The following is a 19512-nucleotide window of genomic DNA, read 5'->3' as shown; positions in this document are numbered from 1 at the left end:
CGGTGCTGAGCGCGACCAGCAGACAGGCGAGGTGCGCCCGCGCTGGTCCGACCGCCGCCGCGACACAACTCCGGGCCGCGGGCGGCTCGTTGGTCGTGCAGATCCGCACCAGCCAGGCGGCGACAGGCAGCAGGGCCGCGGCCGTGTAGCCGAGCGAGTCGAGCACCGGCTGCCCGCCCTGGACGCCGACGCCCAGGAACACGGCGTACAGGATGACCGGCGGGAGCCAGCGTTGCGAGCGCAGGAGAAGGGCGGTCTGGTAGCGCAGCAGAGCCGACATCGCGGTCACCGGGCGCCTTCCTCGTCGAGGGGGAGGTCCGGGTCCACGGATCGCTTCAGGCTCACCACGTGCCAGGGCGGGCGGGCTGTCAGCAGGGTGCGGAGCAGGACGTCCGAGTGGGAGGCGGGGACGGTGAGGCGGTAGGAGCCGGGGGCGAGTTGCGTCGACGTGGTGAGGAACTGGCTTGCCCCTGCCGGGAGTTGTCCTCCTCGCGGTCTCTGGACGTCCACCGAGACCTGCGGTCCGGACGGTGAAGTGGCCGTGTCCGTACGGTGGTTGAGGGCTCCCTCGGCGACGGTGTACGTCGCGTCGGGTGCCCCCGCGAGGCGGCTCGGGTCGTGGTCGACGAAGACGACCGCTCCGCCGGCCGCCGTCCGTTCCGCCACGGCTCGCTCCAACTCGGCGCCGGCGTCGGCGTCCAGGCCGGTCCACGCCTCGTCGAGGACGAGCAGGTCCGGCTCGGCGAGCAGGGCCTGCGCCACGGCGACCTTCTGGCTGCTGCCCTTCGAGAGGCGGGTCATGGGGGTGTCCGCGTGGGCGGTGGCCCCGAAGCGGCCGAGCCACTCGTCCGCGGCACGCGCCGCCGCCGTACGGGAGAGGCCGTGCACCGTGCCGAGGTGGGTGAGGTAGCCCTGGGCAGTGAAGGGGAGCGCCTGCGGGAAGCGCTCGGGGACGTAGGCGGTGCGGGGGCGGCCGGTGACGCGGCCTTCGGTGGGTGCGTCGATTCCGGCGAGGAGACGGAGCAGCGTGGACTTGCCGGTGCCGTTGGCGCCCTCGACGCGGGTGAGGGTGCGGGGCGCCAACGCGAGGTTCACTCCGCGGAGGATCCAGGGGCCGCGCAATCCGTAGCGGCGGCCGACGTTGTCCAGCTGTAGATCGCGTCGCATGAGGGCATCTTCTCGCGAGAGCGCCGTGGGGAGTGGGTCGTTTGCCGGGTGCGGGTGCGTTTGGGCTGGTCGCGCAGTTCCGTGCGCCCCCAAGGGGTCCTCTCGGTGGTGCTTTTAAGGGCCGATCTTCGGCCTGGCAGACTGGAGGACGTGACCAGTGATTCCTCCGTTTCCGGCGGCGATGTCGACCCCTTCCGTAATGAGCGCACCGTGCGGGACGAGGCCCCGCAGTTCGTGTTGCCCCTGGTCGTGCGGATCGAGCGGGATGCTCCGCCGGCTCGGACGGACGCGTTGGAGACCGCGGCCCGGGCCGTGCTGACGATCCTGAGCGATGAGCGGGCCCTCGGTGACGGGGAGTGGGCGCAGGTCATGCGGGACTGGCAGGACGCGCGGATCCGGAAGGTGCTCCGGCGGGCGCGCGGGGCCGAGTGGCGGCGGGCCGAGGCCCTGCCGGGTATCACGGTGACCGGGAAGTCGGCGGAGGTACGAGTCTTCCCGCCCGTCCCGCTCGACGGCTGGCCCAAGGACCTGGCCCGGCTCCAGGTGTCCGGCACCGACCTCGACGACCCCGAACCGCCGGCCGACGCGGACCCGACGGCACCGGTGCTCTGGCTGAACCCCGACCTCGACATGTCCGCCGGCAAGACGATGGCCCAGACCGGCCACGGCGCCCAACTCGCCTGGTGGGAGCTGTCGGAGGAGGAGCGGACAGCCTGGCGTCAGGCGGGCTTCCCGCTCTCGGTCCGTACCGCCGCCCCCGCCCAGTGGGCCGAACTCATCAGCAGCGAGCGGCCGTTGGTCCGGGACGCGGGCTTCACGGAGATCGCCCCCGGGCTGACTGTCGCAGTCGAGGGACACCACCGTGTCAGGTCTCTTTCGCATCTGACCTGATGCGGTTGCTTCAGTCACTACGTACGGCGTGCGCTCCAGTCCATGTGCGACCTGGGGGCGCACCCGGTGAGCCAGGGCGCGAAGTCGCTGGGCGGCTGACGCCAAGAACATCCAGTTCGTACGACAGACAAGATCGCGTCCACGACAGGTCTCACACACGGTCTCAGACCCAGGTGTCGAGCCACATCCTGGCGTGCCAGTCGGCGTACGGGATCGTCTGCCCTGTGTAGATCGGGAAGAAGTAGACGAAGTTCCAGGCGATGAGCAGGACCAGGGCACCTGCAGCCAACGCACCTCGGGTGCGGCGCTGGTGGGTCGCGCCCGGCGGACCCAGCAGGGCTCCCAGCGTCATCGCCACCGCCAGGCACAGGTACGGCACGAAGACGACCGCGTAGAAGGAGAAGATCGTGCGGTCCTGGTACAGGAACCACGGCAGATAACCGGCAGCCACCGCACACAGGACGGCGCCGGCGCGCCAGTCGCGGCGCAGCGCCCATCGGTAGAGCAGATACACGAGGGCGCAGCATCCCGACCACCACAGGAGCGGTGTGCCCAGGGCCAGGATCCCCTGCGAGCAGTCGGCCGTCGTGTGGCAGCCGTACGTCCCGGGTTTCGGTGACTCGTAGTGGAACAGCACAGGACGGCCCAGGACCAGCCAACTCCATGGATTCGACTGGTACTTGTGGGGAGTGTGCAGCCCCACGTTGAACCGGTAGACGCCGTACTCGTAGTGCCACAGGCTGCGCAGCGGGGCCGGGATCCACGACCAGGTGCCGCCGCGGCCGTCCGCCCAGTGCCGTCCGTAGCCGTTGTCGGACATGAACCAGCCGGTCCAGGTCGCCACATACGTCACGACGGCGACCGGCACGAGGGACACCACCGACCAGCCGAGGTCCTTGCGCAGCACCGCCCGGTAGGGGCGACGCGCCCCGGCGACGCGGCGGGAGCCGACGTCCCACAGCAGGGTCAGAATCACGAAGAAGGCGAGGAAGTACAGGCCGTTCCACTTGGTGGAGGCGGCCAGGCCCAGGAAGAAGCCGGCGGCGAGCCGCCAGGGCCGCACTCCCGTCCCTGCTCGGTCGCCGGTGTGTCCGTCCGGGCGTATGCGGCCGTCCCCCTGGACCGGCAGGGCCTCCGCGAGCCGGGCCCGCGCATTGTCCCGGTCGACGAGCAGGCAGCCGAACGCCGCCAGTACGAAGAACATGACAACGAGGTCGAGCAGTGCGGTGCGGCTCATCACATAGTGCAGACCGTCCACCGTCATCAGCGCGCCGGCCAGGCAGCCCAGCGCGGTGGAACGGAACAGGCGGCGCCCTATTCGGCACAGCATCAGCACCGACAGCGTGCCGAGAACCGCCGTCATGAAGCGCCAGGCGAAGGGGTCGAGGCCGAACATCCACTCACCGAGGGCGATCACCCACTTGCCCGTCGGCGGGTGTGCGACGAAGGCTCCGGTGTCGGAGAGCGGGATCACCTGAGGGTCGGCCAGGATCTGCGGGTCAGCGATCTTGCTGTCCGGCCACGTGCTCTCGTAGCCGAGCCGCAGCAAGGCCCAGGCGTCCTTGGCGTAGTACGTCTCGTCGAACACGACGGCCCGCGGGCTGCCCAGACGCCAGAAGCGCGACAGCCCGGCAACGAGCGTCACCAGCAGCGGCCCGCCCCATCCCGACCAGCGCGCCGGCCGGCCCGCTGTCACCGGGGACAGCCCGAGCATGCGCCACAGCCGCGCGTCGGCCTCGGGAAATGGCACGACCAGGCGGTCCCGTACGGACGTGCGCGGTCGCTCGACGTACCCGAAGCGACGCAGCCGCCGCTCCCAGGAGATTGCCTCGGACTTCGCCGCCTGCCGAGGGTCGTCGGCCAACGTGGGCTCGTTCTCATGAATCACGTGGTGAGCTTTCAGTTCGTGGAGAGCAGGACAAGCGAAGAACTGCCGACCGGCGGGCGGTGGTGGTCACGCCGGCTCGGTCAGCCCTCACTGACCGGAACTCCTTGAACCCGGCCAAGTGGCGGCTACCCGGGTGGTGGTTGAGGTCCGTGTCGGCAGCGGCGCCCCCTTGGCAGTGGAGGCGGGGCGGGCCGTCGACGGCCCCGTGACCGACTCCGCAGAGGTGACGGGGCGGGGCTGAGGATCGTTGGACCCGCTCTGAGCGGACAAGTTCGCCAGGAGCGTCAGTCCGAGTCCGAGTCCGGCGATGGTCAGCAGGGATCCGGTGGCCATCCAGACCGTCCGGGCCCGCTGCCGAGCACGGACGCCGGCTCGCAGGCGGACTTGGTGCCGCTCCTCGTAGGGTGTGTCCTCGTCGCTGTCACGCATCATGCGTGCCAGCCCCTGCTCGAAGTGGTCCATGGCTCCTTCTTCACTCCACCGACTCGACTGCCTCGGCCAGAAGCCGCCGCAACCGTGCGACGCCGCGTGCCGTGAGTGAACGGGCGGTACCCACCGGACACCCCAGCGCCTTCGCGACATGCTGCTCGGGCAGGTCCTGGTAGTAGCGCAGCACCACCGCGGCCCGCTGCCGCGCCGGCAACAACGCCAACATGGCCTCCAACCGGGTCCGTTCATCGACGGCGGCGGTCTCGTCTCCCACCTTGGGCGGGTCGGGCAACTGGTCGACGGGGTGCTCGCCCCACCAGCGACGCCGTGCCGAGCGAGCCGCGGCACGGACCAGAACCCTGCGCACATAGGCCTCGGGCGCCTGCTCGGCCACCTTCGGCCACGCAAACCACAACTTGACCAGCGCCTCCTGCAGCAGGTCCTCCGCCCGGTGCCGGTCTCCGCCGGTGAGCAGCTTCGCCAGATGAAACAACGCCGACCACCGAGCCGCCACGAACCGGTCGAACTCCTCGGCCCGCAACCGCTCCATCAGCGTCGACCCCTTACCTCCCGGTCGGCGACGCCGGCCTCGGACCACAGCGTCGCGGGGCAGCACAGCGTCATCGACCCCGGTACGCCCCGCACGACCGCGGACACGCCCCCACACCTATAACAAAGGCAATGACTCCTACCCCGCTATGCGCTCCCATTGTGTGGCGTGCGTCACATTCACCTTTGTGCCGTGTGTGATCCCGGGTCGGCGGGTCAGCCGGTCAGCCGGAACGGTCGTGCCTCGTCGGCGGGCAGAGTGATTCGGGAGCGGTCGCCGGGGCGGCCGGGGGCAGCGCGGCCGGGCAACTACCGCCCCCGGAGCGGGGATTGACGTCGGCGATGGCCTCACGACTGACTGCCGACGGCCCGGGGCCCGACCGAAGCAGCTCGGGTCCACGGGATCAGCGCCGGAACGCGGGCGCGGTAGGCCTCGTAGGACGCACCGAACCGGTCGGCCATCATGCCGTCCTCTATGCGGACCCGGCGCAGCAGCCAGGGCACGGCGACGGCCAGGTACACGATCCAGACACCGAAGCCGCAGGCCGGCATTCCGCCGAAGACCAGGCCGAGGAGCCCGGTGTAGATCGGGTGCCGCACTATTCGGTAGGGGCCCTCGGTGCGCAGTTCATGATGTTCGTGGACCAGCGGGATGCTGGCCCACATGACGCCCAGCACCCAACGGGCCCACAGCAGCAGAGCCGTGGAGGCCACGGCGATCAGGGCGCCCAGGAGGGCGAGTTCGGGCTGCCAGTACTGGAGGTGGTGCCAGAAGGAGTCCGGCGTGTGTCTGATGAGTAGGGAGAATGCGCAGGCACCCGCGATCAGGAGAGCCCGCCGGGGCAGGGTGCGACGCAGGCCGTGCGCCCAGCCGCTGAGCCCGGCCTCGCTCTTCACCCCGAAGTAGACGGCGCCCGCGATCCACGCCACGACGAAGATCGCGACACAGATGCCGATGAGAGCGACGAGTGCGGAATGTAGTGAGCCCATGGCACAAGGCTGCGCTCTGACCTGCGTCGACCACCACCACCCACGGGCTGATTCAGCGGCTCCACCCTCGGGTGGAGACCGGTCACTCTCGGCTGAGGTGACGCAGATCACGACGGATCGCGGCATCGACCGGCCCGTGCGGGAGCGTCCCCCCTCTGAAGGTCCGAGTGGGGGGAACCGAGAGTGCGCCGTGGCTACAAGTGGGTCGACCGCGAACTGGCCCGGATGGACCCGGACACCGACTGGGAGCGCATGATCTCGCTCTACGTCGGCCACCGCGTCCCCGAGTTCGCGTTGGCGATGATGGTCTATCCGGGCACCATGCGCATGATGCAGCCGGGCTTCGGAGCCGCCACCCTGGCCCACACCGGGAAACTGCAGGAGAGACCCCGGCGGCGTTTCGAGGACGGCAACGAGTTCCTGATGGCCTGGATGGTCGACGGGCTGTCCAGCTCGGCGGGCCGCGGCGCCGCCGCCCGACTCAACCGCATCCACCTGGCGATCGCCCGCGCGACCCCGCAGCTGCCCGGCAACTTCGACGACGTCGACGACTTCGTCTATCCCCTGGTCCTGCTGGCCACGTTCGCCGACCGGCTCCAGGCTTCGCTTGGGCTGCCCGGTACGAGCGATCGCATGAAGGTCGCCTGGCATCGCTGGGCGCAGGCCCTCTTCCGTCTTCTGGAACGCGAGTCCGGGCCGCTGGCCGACGAGGCGTTTCCCGAGGACTGGGGCGCGATGACCGAGTTCGCCCTGAAATTCGAGGCGCGGCCGTACGCGGAGACGGAGTCCGGCCATCGGGTGGCGACCGCGATGATGGAGTTCTTCGCCGAGCGCTGGTTCCCGGCCCCCTTGCGGGCGTTCGGCAGAGACCTGACCCGCTATCTCGCCGGCGAGCGGGTCTGCCGGCTGCACCGGATCGGCCTGCTCAGCGCTCGCCGTGAGCGCGTCGTCCGCCTGTTCCTGAAGTCCGCGTTCCTCGCCCAACGCCTGCTCCCCGACTACCGCAGACCGCTTCCCCAGCGCTTACGGCAGACCCGGCGCCGCACCGGCCCAGCACTCAACTCCCCAGCATCTTGAGCGTCCTTCGATGCCACACCAACGGACTCCGCTCGTCGTCCGACCTCATGGCCAGCACGCGCAGCACGATGATGTCGTGGTCGCCGGCCGGATAGCTGTGCTCGACGGTGCACTCCAGCCACACCGGCGCGCCGTCGAGGAAGATCGCACCGGATTCCGCCTCCACCGTGCGCAGGTCGGCGAACCGGGATTCCTTGCTGCGGGAAGCGAGTTGGCGGGCCTTGTCGCTGTGGCCCTCGCCCAGGACGGAGATCCCGATCGCCGGCGCGCGGGACAGCACCGGCCAGGTCGTCGAGGTGTGCTGTGCGGCGAAGGAGACCATGGGCGGGTTGTGGGAGACGCCGACCGCGAACGAGGAGACGATCATGACGGTCGGGTCGCCGTGGACGCGCGCGGAGAGGGCCGCGACCCCCGCCGGGAAACCGGAGAACGCCCTCGTCATCTCCCCGGGATCGGAGGTGATGCCCGCCAGGTCCTCCAGGCCTTCCATCGCCGTCATCGTGCGACCCCCGTCTGCATCAGGCTTCATCGGGTGACTCCTGTGGGTAGCTGTGGCGCGGCGGGCACGACAGGGCGTCCGCTCCCCGGAGGCCCGGTCCGCAGCAGCGCCGACGCGAGGAGACAGAGCAACCCGACCGCTGCGAGCCCGCCGAGCGTGACCGCGTAGCCGTGACCGGCCAGCAGAACGGCACAGACCGCGCTGCCCAGTACCGCGCCGAGTTGCTTCATCGCGTTGAAGGTTCCGGAGGCCGCGCCGACCTCGTCCGGGCCGACCGAGGTCACCGCCGCGATCGAAAGGGGCGACCAGACAAAGGAGTTGGCCACGCCGTACACCGCGAACGTGGCGGTCAGTGCGGCGATCGGGGCGTCGGTCGCGACGAGCACCGCCGACGTGCCGATGGACAGGACGAGCGCGCCGGAGCCGATGACGGCGACCGCGCGGGACCCGATTCCGTTGTTGAGCCGGGCCGACACCGGCGCCCCCAACAGGCAGACCACGCCCATCGGTACGAGGGTGAGGGCCGCCGCGCCCGCGTCGAGCCCGCGCTCCCGCTGGAGGTACAGCATCAGCGGGATCATGGCCGACCCGGAGCAGAAGGCGGCGGCGGCACCGGCCCAGGCCGCGACGACGAACCCGCGGCTGCGCAGCAACTCGACCGGCACGAGGGCACGTTGGCCGTCCCGACGCTGCAGCCACACGACGGCCACCACGACCAGCACACCCACGCCGACGAGCAACCACCGTGGTACGCCCAGCACTTCCGCACGTGCGGCGTCCGTGCCCTGGATACCGATCACCAGCGCGCCCACACCGCCCGCGTTCGCGCAGATCGCCCACACCGGGATACGCGCCTGCTGCCGTGGGAGGACCGGCACGAACACGGCTACGGCGACCATCGCGGCGACACCGACCGGGACGTTGACCCAGAACACCGCGGGCCAGCCCCCGGCCGCCACGAGGAATCCGCCGAGCAGCGGCCCGACAGCCACCGCCGCTCCGCCGACCGAGCCCCAGACGCCGAGCGCGACAGCGAGCCGCGGCGGCCGGAACAGCGCCTTGATGAGGGTCAGGCACTGCGGGGTCAGCAACGCGGCGCCGATGCCCTGCGCCACCCGCCAGCCGACAAGTGCCGTGATGGTGGGGGCAGTTGCGCACAGCAGCGACCCGAGCGTGAACGCGGCCAGCCCGACCAGATGGACGCGTCGATGGCCGTAGCGATCACCGAGCCGTCCCGTGACGACCAACGGCACCGCGTACGCGATGAGATAACCGCTGTTGACCCACATCGCGGCGGTCTCACTCGCGTGCAACCCACTGATCAGGGACGGCAGCGCGACGGACGTGATCGTGCTGTCCAGCAGCAGCATGAAGAACCCGGTGCACAGGCTGCCGAGCGCGAGCCAGTCACGCCGCGCACCGGCACTCGCACTCGCCGCCGTCATCTCAGACTGCCAGGTTCTCGCGGAGGGTTGAGCCCTGGTACGCCGGTGCGAGCGCGCCACGGCGGCGCAGCTCGGGCAGCAGCAGTTCGCTGATCGCGGCGAAGCCGGCGGGCATGGCCAGCGGGCTGGAGAACATGAAGCCGCCGCGTGCTCCGGTGGCGGCGAAGTTCTCCTCCAACTCGTCGGCCACGGCGGCCGGATCGCCGACGAGGCTGTGGTCCAGGCCCGTCGCCCGTCCCCGGCCGTGCGCGAAGAACTCGCTACGGCTCATGGTGTGGTCCGCGCCGAACTCCGCGACGAGCGAGCCGACGAGCCCGGCCGGACTCGCGTTGGCAGCCGCCAACTCGTCGCGCAGTTCGCCCAGTCGGAAGGAGGCCGGAAGCGTCGAGAAGTCGTGGCCGGCGTTGTGCGAGAGGTAGGTGGCGACCGCCTCCTCGTTCCAGAACTCGTGCACCGCGTCGCAGCGCGCCAGCGCCTCGGCCTTCGTACGGCCGACGATCACCTGGGTGGCCCAGAGGATGCCCACGTGTTCCGGGTCCCGCCGCTCGGCGAGCAACGCCTCGTCGAGCAGCTTGCGATGGCGCTGCTGGCTCGCCAGATGTCCGCCGAAGCCGAAGACGAGGTCGGCGAAGCGGGCCGAAGCGGCAATGCCCCGGGGCGAGTTGCCCGCCTGCACGATGAGCGGGTGGTACTGCGGACCGGGTACGGAAGCGAGCGGGCCCTTGACGGTGAAGAAGCGCCCCTCGTGGTCGATGGGGTGCACCTTCGCGGGGTCGGCGAACCGCCCCGTGCTCCGGTCGCGGACGATGGCGTCCGGCGCCACGGAGTCCCACAACGCCCGGCAGACGTCGATGAATTCCTCCATCCGCTCGTAGCGCAGGTCGTGGTCCATCAGCTCCGCGAACCCGTAGTTGGCCGCGTCGGCGCCGCGCGTGGAGGCGACCACGTTGAAGGCGATCCGGCCGCCGGTCACATGGTCGAGCGAGTTCAACAGCCGGGCGACGTAGAAGGGATGCATGAACGTCGAGGAGTACGTCAGCCCGAAGCCGACCTTCTCCGTCACCGTGGACATCGCGGCGATGACCGGCGCCATGTCGTGGCGCGGCCACTGGATGCCCCACTCGACGGCCGGTGCGATGCTGCCGCGCCAGGTGCTGGGGATGCCGCTGCCGTCGCCGAAGAACAGCAGGCCGACGCCCGCGCGTTCGGCGGTCTGCGCGAGTTCCATGAACATGCGGACGTCGGGGAAGTCCCGCCCGATCCAGGAGCCCTGGCGCGCCCAGGCGCCCTCGGTGTGGGTGAAGGAGAGGTCGTAGCCGATGTGCATTCCGGTCATCGCGCGGCCTTCTTCCACAGCTCGACGACCTCGTCGGCGTCGCTCAACACGGCCACGTTCAGGCCGAGTTGGAACAGGGCGGCGGCGTTGACGTGGTGGTCGTAGGCGGTCGTCGCGTCCTGGGGCACTACGACGGGCCAGTCGAGTTGGACGGCGTCCTGGGCGGTCGCGTACACACAGCACTCGCTCGTCAGACCGACGACGGTGAGCCAGTCGCAGCCGGCGGCCCGCAGCCGTGCGTCGAGATCGGTGCCGAGGAAGCCGCTGTAACCGCGCTTGACCACCCGCAACTCCCCCTCTGCGGGCTGCATTTGGTACCACTCCGCACCGGGCGTGCCGATCCGGCACGGCTCGTCCGGGCTCATGGGCGCGTCGTAGTCGCCCTCGCGCAGCCAGTTGCTCGACCGCCACGGCCGTGCCGGGTCGCTGCCCAACTCGACCCAGACGACGGGTACTTCGGCGGCGCGTGCGGCACCGACGAGGTCCCCGATGCGGGTGACGGTCCGGTCGAGTGTCGCCAGCGCGGCCTCCGTGAGGCCGTATCCCTCCAGCCGGTCCGGGTCGGCGAAGTCCCGTTGCACGTCGACCACGACGAGCGCGGGCCTGCTCTCCGGCCGGGCGAGGCGGGCGAGTTGTCTGTCGCGCAGGTCGGACATCAGGCCGCCACCTCGTCGCGGGCGCGCAGCGCGGGCAGCACGGTGTCGCCGAACAGCAGCATGTCCTCGTCGTACTCCGGGAAGATCAGCATGAGTCCGTCGAGGTCGGCCTCCCGCACGATGTACTCGATGTGCTCGGTGACGGTACGGGCGCTGCCGGCGACGTACGGCGTCTGGAAGGCCGCCTCCCCATTGGCGCCGGCCGCCCACGCACGGGCCTGGTCCTCGGGCACGCCCCAGGTGTGCCGCATATGGGCGAGGGCCTCGCGGTCGACGCCCACGCCCCACTCCTTGACCTTCTTGACGGCCAGCTCGTCGGTGTCGTCCTGGACGACGGTGAGCATCGAATAGGTCCTGCAGACACGGCCGTTGGCCTTCGCCCGCCCATGCACGTCGGCGGAGAGCGACCGCATGTCGTCGAGGCTGTCGGCGGCGAGGAAGGCGCCGTCGGCGTACCGGGCCTGGAAGCGGCGGGCGTCCTCGGAGCGGCCCGCGCTGATGAGGGTCGGCCGGGTCGCCGGGTGCGGGCGGGACTCGCAGTCGACGAGGTCGAAGTACGGGGTGCGCATCGTGACCGAGTCCTCGGTCCACAGCCGGGTGACGGCCTCCGTCCAGAGCTCCGTCATCCGGTAGCGGTCCGCGTGGCTCAACTCCGGGTCCCAGTCCCCGAATTGCTCGAACTCCCCCGCGTACGAGCCGTTCACGATGTTCATCCCGGCCCGGCCGCCGGAGATGTCCTGGAGGGTGGTGAGCATCTTCGCCGCGACGGCGGGGTTGTGGATGTTGGCGTGCAGGGTCGCCCAGATCTTGACCCGGCTGGTCGCCTCGGCGAGCGCCGCCATCATCGTCATCGACTCCAGCGAGCGGCCCCAGTGGTCCGTACTCCCGCCGAAACCACGCCACTTGGCCATCGACATCACGAAGTCGAGGCCGATGTTCTCCGCGTGCAGGGCGGCACGCCTGTTGTACGCGTAGGTCGCCTCGGGATGCGGCGCGGTGGTGGACAGCATCCAGCCGCCGTTCCCGATGGGAAGGAAGATTCCGTACTCTTTCGCGGGCACGTTGCGGGCCTTTCTACGGCTCTGCGGTCTCTTGCGTTCTTACGGTGCGGGCCAGACGAGCTTGTCGCCGCTGTAGATGTCCTTGACGAACGAGGTGTCGAACCACGCCTCGGCCTTGGCGGCGGTCACACTGCTCGGCACGATCTTGAACTGGTGCAGCATGGCGACGAGTTGGGCCACGTTGTCGGTGTCGACACCGCCCAGCGGCTGTCCGGGCGTCGGGTTCTCCTTGACGACCTGTGTCTCGGTCTTCCAGATCGTCGCGTTGAGCTTCTTGTCGTAGGTCGGGCCGGACAACTTGGCCGCGTAGCCGACGCATTCGGTGATGTGCGCCTCGCTGGAGGAGCAGTACGCGTATGCGTGCAGGGCGGCCCGCAGGATGTCCTCGACGGCGTGCGGATGCGCCTTGGCGAACGCCGGGTTGACCGCCATCGCGCCGATGGAGCTGGGGATCTTGTAGTCGACCGGCTTCCACACCGTGACGTCCTTGCCGGCCGCCTTGAGCTGGTTGGGCTCGTTGGAGATGAACCCGGTGAGCGCTTCGAGGCCGCCCTGCTTGCGGGGCAGTACGGAGGGGTCGTAGCCCTCCTTGACCAGCTTGAGCGAGCTCCACTTGACGCCGGCCTTGACGAGCATCGCCTCGACGGCGGCGGGGACGTAGCCCTTGTGGCCGACGACCTTGCCGTCGAGCTGGGTCAGGTCGGTGATGTCCTTGTTGGTCATCAGGATGTCGAGACCGGCGTTCGAGTACGACGAAATGCCCTTGATGTCGATGCCGTTGGCCTGCGCCTGGATCAGGTCCTGCTCGGAGATCGCGGACACGGTGGCCTGTCCGCCGGCGAGCAGCTTGGTGTTCTGCGCGGTGTCACCGCTGCCGGGCTTGAGGTCGACAGTGAGGCAAAGGTCCTTGAAATAGCCCAACTTGGCGGCGGCGATGTATTCGAGGATCGAGACGGAGGACTGGAACTGGTACCCGGAGAGATACGTGATCTTCCCGGCGGCCTTGTTCTCGGCACAGCGTTTGGCAGAGATCGCGGAACCGGCAGCACCGGCGGAGGTACTGCCGCTCGACCCGGAACCGCATCCGGCGACTCCGAGCACCAACACGGCGGCGATGAGGGCGGATCTGGTGAGGCGATGAGTGGGCATGGGTGACTCCAAACTGGCTGTATTACCGGTGAGTTGAGCGCCCCAAAGGGGCGCGGGGAACTGCGCGACCAGCCCCCACGGGCCCGCAGATAACAACCGTGCTGTCAGGCTCAGTTCGTACTGTCGTGCCAATGCAGTACACGCCGCTCAACGACAGTCACCGCGAGCAGCAACAGCACGCCCATCACCGCAAGGACAAGAATCGAGGCGTATACAACGGGGAGTTGATTCATCGAGGACGCCACACTGATCGCGGTCCCCAGACCCCCCGTGGAGCCGGACGCCGACATCTCGGCAACCACCGCCCCGATGATCGACAGCGGAAAGACGATCCGCAGCGCGGCGAAGAGATAAGGCAGCGCGTTGGGCACTCGCACATGCCACAGCAGCTCGACCCGGCTCGCGTCCATCGTCCGATAGACCTGCAACACCTGCTGAGGAACGGACCTCAACCCCGTAGCCGTGTTGATGAGAATCGGAAAGAAACAGATCAGCCCGGTGATGATCAGCTTGGGCATGGGCCCGAACCCGAAGGCGACGACCAGGGCCGGTGCCACCGCCACCAGCGGGGTCACGTTGAGGACGACAGCGACAGGCATCACCGCCCGCCGCACCAGCGGAAGTTCACTGGTCAGCACCGCGAGGACGAACGCCCCGACGAACCCCATCCCCAGCCCGGCCGTAGCCTCGCCAAGAGTCACCAGGGCGTTGTGGACGTAGTAGCCGATTTCATCGGAGAGTGAACTGCCGACGTCCGACAACGGCGGCAGCAGATAGGGAAGTTGCTCGGCCCCCCAATGCCAGAGCCCGGCAAGCAGCACCAGCATCACGACAAGGGGCAGCCACACGGCAGGCCGGATCCACGCGATCCGCGACCTCGGGTGCTTCAGACTGAACCGGGACGGTTCGACGGGCGGCGGTGTCTTCGCCGCCGGAGCGGTGGTGCGTTCGTCGGCTACGGTCATGTCCCTCACGCCCCCACTCACGCGGCTTCGCTGTGCCAGGCACGCCGCAGCCGCTCTCTCACCAGGTCCTCGTACTCGTGGAACCGCCGTTCCCCGAAGAGCCGTTCACCGCGCGGCCGGGGCAGGTCGACGTCGATACTCTCGACGATGCGGCCGGGGTTCGGTGCCATGACGACGACGGTGTCGGAGAGCCGTACGGCCTCGGACACGGAGTGGGTGACGAACAGGACGGTTGTCCGCAACTCCTCCCAGAGGTCGAGGAGTTGGTCCTGAAGGCTTTCGCGGGTGAACTCGTCGAGCGCCGAGAAGGGTTCGTCCATCACGAGCACGTCGGGTTGCAGGCCGAACGCCCGGACGATCGCGGCGCGTTGGCGCATCCCGCCGGAGAGCTGGGCCGGGAGTTTGTGCAGGGCGTCGCCGAGGCCGGCCTTGACGAGAAGTTCCTTCATGTCGGGGGCCGTTCGGCGTTCGGCGAAGTCGGCGATGCGTTCACGGCGCTTGCCCGCACCCCGGTTGATCTTCTGCGGCAGCGTGACGTTGCGCAGGACCGACAGCCACGGCAGCAGCGCGGGACTCTGCGGCACGAGCCCGATCATCTTGGCCGCGCACGCCTCCGCGGGCGTCACCCCGTGCACCAACACCTCACCGAGGTCCGGCTGTTCGAGCCCGGCGACGAGCCGCAGCAGGGTCGACTTTCCGCAGCCGCTGGGGCCGATGAGACTGACGAAACGGCCCGACGGCACCGTCAGGTGGACGTCGTCGAGGGCCGTGGTCGCGGCCGACCCGAACCCGTAGACCCGTCGTACCGACCGCAGTTCGAGTGCTGGCGTACCAGTCACCTTCACGCTCCCATCCATGTCGCGGGCACAAGTGCCCGATCCTGGAAGTCGGAGAGCGTGCGTAGCGAGTGCGACTGACTGCCACGCGGAAATCCGCTTAGGTGCCCCCGACCGTAGGAAGATTGTGTTTCGGGACACCGCATTCGTCTGTTACGGGCGTTTTACGTCTGGCCGCAACGGGAGTTGGAGCGGGAGGGCCGCGCTGCCGTCGTACACGTGGATCTCGATCCCGAGGTCCGCCGCCGCGCGCGCCACCCAGCCGCCGAGGGCCTGCACGATCAGCTCGGTGACCAGGAGCACCGCGCGCTCGGCGGTGGGTACGGACTCGCGCAGCCACAGCAGTTTGAACATGTCCGCCATGACCTTGTTGCGGTAGGCCGGTTTGTAGGCGCCCTGGTTTCCGACGAGTTGGACGAGCACACGGCAGGCGGGGTCGATCCCCTCGACCTCGACGCGGCTGCCGTCGGGCAGCATCAGCGGCTTCGGGCGCAGCGGGGTGCCGAGCAGGTCGCCGAGCGCGAGCAGCATGCGGCGTTCGACGGAACCCTCGGCGAAGCGGCTCCACTCGGTGGGGGCGTCAAGGACGGTCAGGTGCACCCGCCGCATCCTAGGAAAGCCCCGTTTCCCCTGTGTTGCCTGGCGCCGGACCACCCGGCCCGGCCTGCCGAACTCCCCTCCTTTGCCAGCCCTTTGGGCAACACTGCCCTCCCTTTGAACAAGGCGCCCGCCCCGCGCGTACCTCCAGGCACTGGCCACGCGTCAACTTCTCCAACGACCAGTTGGTTTCCCCGGGAGGCTCCCTTGCGTCGTATCAACGGTACGGCTGTGCTCATCGCGGCCATCGTCGCCACCACTGGCGCGCTGGTCTTTCCCATCTGGTCGTACGGCGACCGCGCGGGCACCGGTCAGGCGAACGTGGCGGCGGGCACGGTGAACACCCAGTGGGGGCCGCTGACGGCCGCCGACCGGGATCTGATCGTGCGGGTGCGGCTGGCCGGGTTGTGGGAGCTGCCGGCCGGGCAGCAGGCGGTCGAGCGGGCGCCGAGCCAGGCGATCAAGGAGGCCGGCGACCATCTCATCGTCGGCCACACCGACCTCGACAAGCGGGTGCGGATCATCGCGGCCCAGCTCAATGTCGCGCTGCCCAACGTGCCGAACGAGCAACAGCAGGGCTGGCTGCAGGAGATGAGCGCGGCGACCGGCGCGGAGTACGAGTACAAGTTCGCCAACCTGCTGCGGGCCGCGCACGGCAAGATCTTCCCGGCCATCGGCGCCGTACGGAACACCACCCGCAACACGCTGGTGAGACAGCTGGCCTCGGACGCCAACCAGACCGTCCTCGACCACATCACGGTGCTGGAGAAGACCGGGCGGGTCGACTTCGACGCCATCGCCAACGGGATCGCGAACGCTTCCACCGCCAGCCCGACCGGTCCCGCGGCGCCCGTACCCGGCCAGGTGGCGCCCTCGGCACCGGCCGCCGTAGCGAGCCCGAACATCGGGGCCACCTCACGGCCGTCCCCGGGCGCGCCGGGCACGGTCAACACCGGGCGACCGGATCCGGTCGACTCGAATGGGGTGCTGGGGTAGCGGTCCCGGGCAGCCGACCGTGCCCCGCCCCGAACCTCAAATGTTGCTCTGAAGGTGACACGGCCGGGATTCGGGGCCCGGCCCGGGGGCGATACCTCCGTCACACCGAACAGCGGTCCTGTGGAGTGGATGGATTTCAGCGAGGACGAAGACGGGGACGGGGACAGGCGATGGAACGACTGGGAACGGGCATCGGATGGCGGCCGGAGATCGCGGACGCCGTGGAACACCTGCCGGGCATCGACTGGGTCGAGGCCGTGGCCGAGAACCTCTGCCCCGGCCACCTCCCCGAATCGCTGCTACGGCTGCGCGAGCGCGGCGTGACCGTGATCCCGCACGGCGTCTCCCTCGGCCTCGGCGGCGCCGACCGGCCGGACGAGGGCAGGCTGACGGCCCTCGCCGAACGGGCCGAGGCCCTCGGCTCACCGCTGGTCACCGAGCACATCGCGTTCGTCCGCGCGGGCGGCCCGCTGACCGCCTCCCCGCTCCTCGAAGCCGGCCACCTGCTGCCCGTACCGCGCACCCGGGACGCCCTCGACGTGCTCTGCGAGAACATCCGCATCGCCCAGGACGCACTGCCCGTACCCCTCGCCGTCGAGAACATCGCCGCGCTGCTCGCCTGGCCGGGCGAGGAGATGACCGAGGGCCAGTTCCTGTACGAACTGGCCGACCGCACCGGCGTACGCCTCCTCATCGACGTCGCCAACCTGCACACCAACCGCGTCAACCGCGGCGAGGACCCGGCCAAGGCCCTCGCCGAACTCCCCGTCGAGGCCATCGCGTACGTCCATGTCGCGGGCGGCGTCGAACGCGACGGCGTCTGGCACGACAGCCACGCCCACCCCGTCCCCGCCCCGGTCCTCGACATCCTCACCGACCTGGCGTCCCGCGTCTCCCCGCCGGGAGTGCTGCTGGAGCGCGACGACAACTTTCCCGAAGCGGCGGAACTGGAGCGGGAGTTGACGTCGATTCGCGGGGCGCTGGACAAGGGGCGGGAGCGGGCGGATGGGGCCCGCGAGGGCCAGCAGACGCGTCTCACGACTCCGGCTCCGACACCGACAGCCATACCGCAGGCCTCCACACCGCAGGCCTCCGCCGCCGCCCGCCAGCGTCTCGCCCTGGCTCAGACCGCCCTGCTCTCCGCGCTGGTCGCCGGAACTCCGGTGCCCGAAGGGTTCGACCGGGTCCGGCTCGGTGTGCAGGCGCGGGCGCTCGGGGCGAAGCGGGCCGATGTCGTGGCGAAGGTGGCTCCCGAACTGCCGGAGATCCTCGGGGAGGCGTACCGGCCGGCCTTCCTCGCGTACACGCACACGCACCCGATGACCGGCGGCTACCGGCGGGACGCGCTGGACTTCGCCGGGCAGCTGCTGCTCTCGGGCGGGCCCGAGAGCGCCGAGGTGAGGCGGGAGTTGCGGGCCTGGTGGCTGGAGCGCTCGGGACCGGCCCCGCGTTCGACGCGCCCCACGGTCCGGCTCGCCCGTGCGACCCGGCGGGTACTGCTGCGCCGTTGACGGGTCGCGGTAGGGCCGAGAGGGGCCTTGGAAGGTGACAGTGACTCCACAGTAATATTGGGGTTCCGCACGAGAAGCGCACTCACGTGCGGTGCCGTCACAGGAGGCACCCCATGCGACCGCGACCCCCCGTAAAGGGCCGAGGCATATTCAGTGGCACCGGCGTCATCATCGTGGGCCTGACCGCGACCCTGGCGGCGCTGATCTTCCCGGTCTGGTCCTACGCCGACCGGTCGGGGACGACCGCCAACGTGCTCAGCGACCAGACCGTGGCGACGCAGTACGGGCCGTTGTCCGCACTGGACAAGGACTTCGTCACGCGGGTGCGTTTGGCCGGGCTGTGGGAGCTGCCGGCCGGGCAGCAGGCCGAGGAGAAGGGCACCACCGCGGCCGTACGGACGGCGGGGCAGCACCTCATCGACGGCCACACGTTCCTGGACGAGCGGGTGCGGGACGTCGCCGCGCGGCTCGGGCTGCCGTTGCCGAACCAGCCCAACGCCCAGCAACAGCAGTGGCTCGCCACCCTGAACGCGGCGCAGGGCGTGGACTTCGACCGCAAGTTCGCCAACATCCTGCGCCTCGCGCACGGCAAGGTGTTCACGGTGGTCGCCCAGGTCCGCGCCACCACCCAGAACTCCCTGGTCCGCGCCCTCGCCGACGACGCCAACACGACCGTCCTGGACCACATCAAGGTTTTGGAGGCCACCGGATACGTCGACTTCGCCGCGCTGGCCCGGGACATGGCCGCGAGCAGCACGCCCGCCGTCACCAACTCTCCCGCGGTGTCCGCCCCCGCCGCCGACCCCGGCCAGGTGGTCCCGCTGACCCCGTCGGTCTCGCCGACGTACTCGCTGCCGCCGCCCGCCTCCAGCCCGCCGCCGACACAGCCGTAGCCGTAGCACCGTTTCGGCCGTAGTCGGTTTCCGGACAAGTGGAACGTCACATGCAGACAACGCTCCGTCCGGATTGTGAACAAGGCATGGCGTCCTGCTGGGCCTTTGGCATAGAAACTTGGCATGTTCTGGGTCCTGCTCCTGCTCCTGGCCTGGGCCGTCACCGGCGCAGCGTGCACACGGCTGTGCCTGGCCGCCGTCAGAGCGGCGGCCGTCGACGCGGACGACTCGGGCAAGGGACACGATCTGACGCTCTACGAGGCGGCGTTCCTGTCCGGCGGTCCCGCGCGGGTCGCCGATCTGACGCTGGTCTCCATGGCGCGCCAGCACCGGCTGCTGCTCGCCCACACCGGCTGGGCGACCGTCGTCGACCCGCGCGGCCGGGACCCCATCGAGCGGTCGGTGATAGGCGCCATCGGGCCCGAGGGACAGTCCCGGATCGCCCCGGTGCGGGCCACCGCGGCGGCCACGGACGCGGTGCGCGACGTGGCGGACCGGCTCGTCGACGCGGGACTCGCCGTACCGGACGGGACCCGTACGACGGTCGCCTCCGGGGTCCGGCAGGTGCGGGCCGCCG

At 70.0% G+C, this 19512-nt stretch carries 20 protein-coding genes and 1 pseudogene; 6 read left to right on the top strand and 15 right to left on the bottom strand.

Annotated features, from left to right (window positions below):
- Both R6V09_RS21665 and R6V09_RS21660 read right to left on the bottom strand, forming a co-directional pair.
- A pseudogene (locus R6V09_RS21665) lies at positions 1–280 on the bottom strand (ABC transporter); the annotation flags it as partial.
- Positions 281–285: 5 nt separating this feature from the next.
- The gene (locus R6V09_RS21660) at positions 286–1167 is read right to left on the bottom strand and encodes an ABC transporter ATP-binding protein (RefSeq protein WP_317883079.1); all 882 of its coding nucleotides are present in this window, start codon (positions 1165–1167) and stop codon (positions 286–288) included.
- A 150-nt stretch (positions 1168–1317) separates the two neighbouring features.
- Here R6V09_RS21660 and R6V09_RS21655 point away from each other — a divergent pair, with 150 nt between their 5' ends.
- A complete protein-coding gene (locus tag R6V09_RS21655; RefSeq protein ID WP_317883078.1) occupies positions 1318–2058 on the top strand; it encodes a peptidyl-tRNA hydrolase in 741 nt (246 codons plus the stop codon).
- A 163-nt stretch (positions 2059–2221) separates the two neighbouring features.
- Here the strand turns inward: R6V09_RS21655 and R6V09_RS21650 are convergent, their stop codons facing one another.
- From R6V09_RS21650 to R6V09_RS21635, 4 genes are all read right to left on the bottom strand, one after another.
- Positions 2222–3772 (bottom strand): dolichyl-phosphate-mannose--protein mannosyltransferase, encoded by a 1551-nt coding sequence (locus R6V09_RS21650; protein WP_317883080.1) that lies wholly within the window; start codon positions 3770–3772, stop codon positions 2222–2224.
- A gap of 261 nt (positions 3773–4033) precedes the next feature.
- Positions 4034–4408, bottom strand: coding sequence for a hypothetical protein (locus R6V09_RS21645; protein WP_317883077.1), 375 nt, complete (start codon positions 4406–4408; stop codon positions 4034–4036).
- A 10-nt stretch (positions 4409–4418) separates the two neighbouring features.
- Positions 4419–4925: a SigE family RNA polymerase sigma factor gene (locus R6V09_RS21640; RefSeq protein ID WP_317883076.1), complete on the bottom strand. Its 507-nt coding sequence runs from the start codon at positions 4923–4925 to the stop codon at positions 4419–4421.
- A 347-nt stretch (positions 4926–5272) separates the two neighbouring features.
- Entirely contained in the window at positions 5273–5914 is a 642-nt protein-coding gene (locus R6V09_RS21635) for a methyltransferase family protein (RefSeq protein ID WP_317883075.1), read from the bottom strand.
- A gap of 183 nt (positions 5915–6097) precedes the next feature.
- Here R6V09_RS21635 and R6V09_RS21630 point away from each other — a divergent pair, with 183 nt between their 5' ends.
- A complete protein-coding gene (locus R6V09_RS21630; protein ID WP_317883074.1) occupies positions 6098–6991 on the top strand; it encodes a DUF2236 domain-containing protein in 894 nt (297 codons plus the stop codon).
- Here R6V09_RS21630 and R6V09_RS21625 read toward each other — a convergent pair.
- The 9 genes from R6V09_RS21625 to R6V09_RS21585 form a co-directional block, all read right to left on the bottom strand.
- Entirely contained in the window at positions 6972–7520 is a 549-nt protein-coding gene (locus R6V09_RS21625; RefSeq protein WP_317883073.1) for a flavin reductase family protein, read from the bottom strand. The two genes, R6V09_RS21630 and R6V09_RS21625, sit on opposite strands and share 20 nt — an antisense overlap.
- The gene (locus R6V09_RS21620) at positions 7517–8935 is read right to left on the bottom strand and encodes an MFS transporter (protein ID WP_317883072.1); all 1419 of its coding nucleotides are present in this window, start codon (positions 8933–8935) and stop codon (positions 7517–7519) included. Before R6V09_RS21620 ends, R6V09_RS21625 begins: the two co-directional genes overlap by 4 nt.
- A gap of 1 nt (position 8936) precedes the next feature.
- Positions 8937–10271 (bottom strand): NtaA/DmoA family FMN-dependent monooxygenase, encoded by a 1335-nt coding sequence (locus R6V09_RS21615; protein ID WP_317883071.1) that lies wholly within the window; start codon positions 10269–10271, stop codon positions 8937–8939.
- Positions 10268–10927: a cysteine hydrolase family protein gene (locus R6V09_RS21610; RefSeq protein ID WP_317883070.1), complete on the bottom strand. Its 660-nt coding sequence runs from the start codon at positions 10925–10927 to the stop codon at positions 10268–10270. The genes R6V09_RS21615 and R6V09_RS21610 overlap by 4 nt, the downstream gene beginning before the upstream one ends.
- Entirely contained in the window at positions 10927–11988 is a 1062-nt protein-coding gene (locus tag R6V09_RS21605) for an LLM class flavin-dependent oxidoreductase (protein WP_317883069.1), read from the bottom strand. Before R6V09_RS21605 ends, R6V09_RS21610 begins: the two co-directional genes overlap by 1 nt.
- A gap of 39 nt (positions 11989–12027) precedes the next feature.
- Positions 12028–13137, bottom strand: a complete 1110-nt coding sequence (locus R6V09_RS21600; RefSeq protein ID WP_317883068.1) for an ABC transporter substrate-binding protein — start codon at positions 13135–13137, stop codon at positions 12028–12030.
- Between the two features lie 110 nt (positions 13138–13247).
- Positions 13248–13964, bottom strand: coding sequence for an ABC transporter permease (locus tag R6V09_RS21595; RefSeq protein ID WP_317883067.1), 717 nt, complete (start codon positions 13962–13964; stop codon positions 13248–13250).
- A gap of 155 nt (positions 13965–14119) precedes the next feature.
- A complete protein-coding gene (locus tag R6V09_RS21590; RefSeq protein ID WP_317883066.1) occupies positions 14120–14941 on the bottom strand; it encodes an ABC transporter ATP-binding protein in 822 nt (273 codons plus the stop codon).
- A 150-nt stretch (positions 14942–15091) separates the two neighbouring features.
- Positions 15092–15547 (bottom strand): hypothetical protein, encoded by a 456-nt coding sequence (locus tag R6V09_RS21585; RefSeq protein ID WP_317883065.1) that lies wholly within the window; start codon positions 15545–15547, stop codon positions 15092–15094.
- A 195-nt stretch (positions 15548–15742) separates the two neighbouring features.
- Between R6V09_RS21585 and R6V09_RS21580 the strand changes: the two genes are divergently transcribed.
- The 4 genes from R6V09_RS21580 to R6V09_RS21565 form a co-directional block, all read left to right on the top strand.
- Positions 15743–16531, top strand: a complete 789-nt coding sequence (locus R6V09_RS21580) for a DUF4142 domain-containing protein (protein WP_317883064.1) — start codon at positions 15743–15745, stop codon at positions 16529–16531.
- A 170-nt stretch (positions 16532–16701) separates the two neighbouring features.
- Entirely contained in the window at positions 16702–18042 is a 1341-nt protein-coding gene (locus R6V09_RS21575) for a DUF692 domain-containing protein (RefSeq protein WP_317883063.1), read from the top strand.
- 113 nt (positions 18043–18155) lie between these two features.
- A complete protein-coding gene (locus R6V09_RS21570; protein ID WP_317883062.1) occupies positions 18156–18935 on the top strand; it encodes a DUF4142 domain-containing protein in 780 nt (259 codons plus the stop codon).
- Between the two features lie 123 nt (positions 18936–19058).
- Positions 19059–19512 (top strand): TIGR04222 domain-containing membrane protein (locus R6V09_RS21565; RefSeq protein WP_317883061.1); only part of this gene is annotated, 454 nt, incomplete at its 3' end.

The organism is Streptomyces sp. W16, assembly GCF_033194735.1.
In the GTDB taxonomy this organism is placed as follows: Bacteria; Actinomycetota; Actinomycetes; order Streptomycetales; family Streptomycetaceae; genus Streptomyces.
The sequence above is the reverse complement of the archived record's forward strand: the minus strand, read 5'-3'. Positions and strand labels throughout refer to the sequence as shown.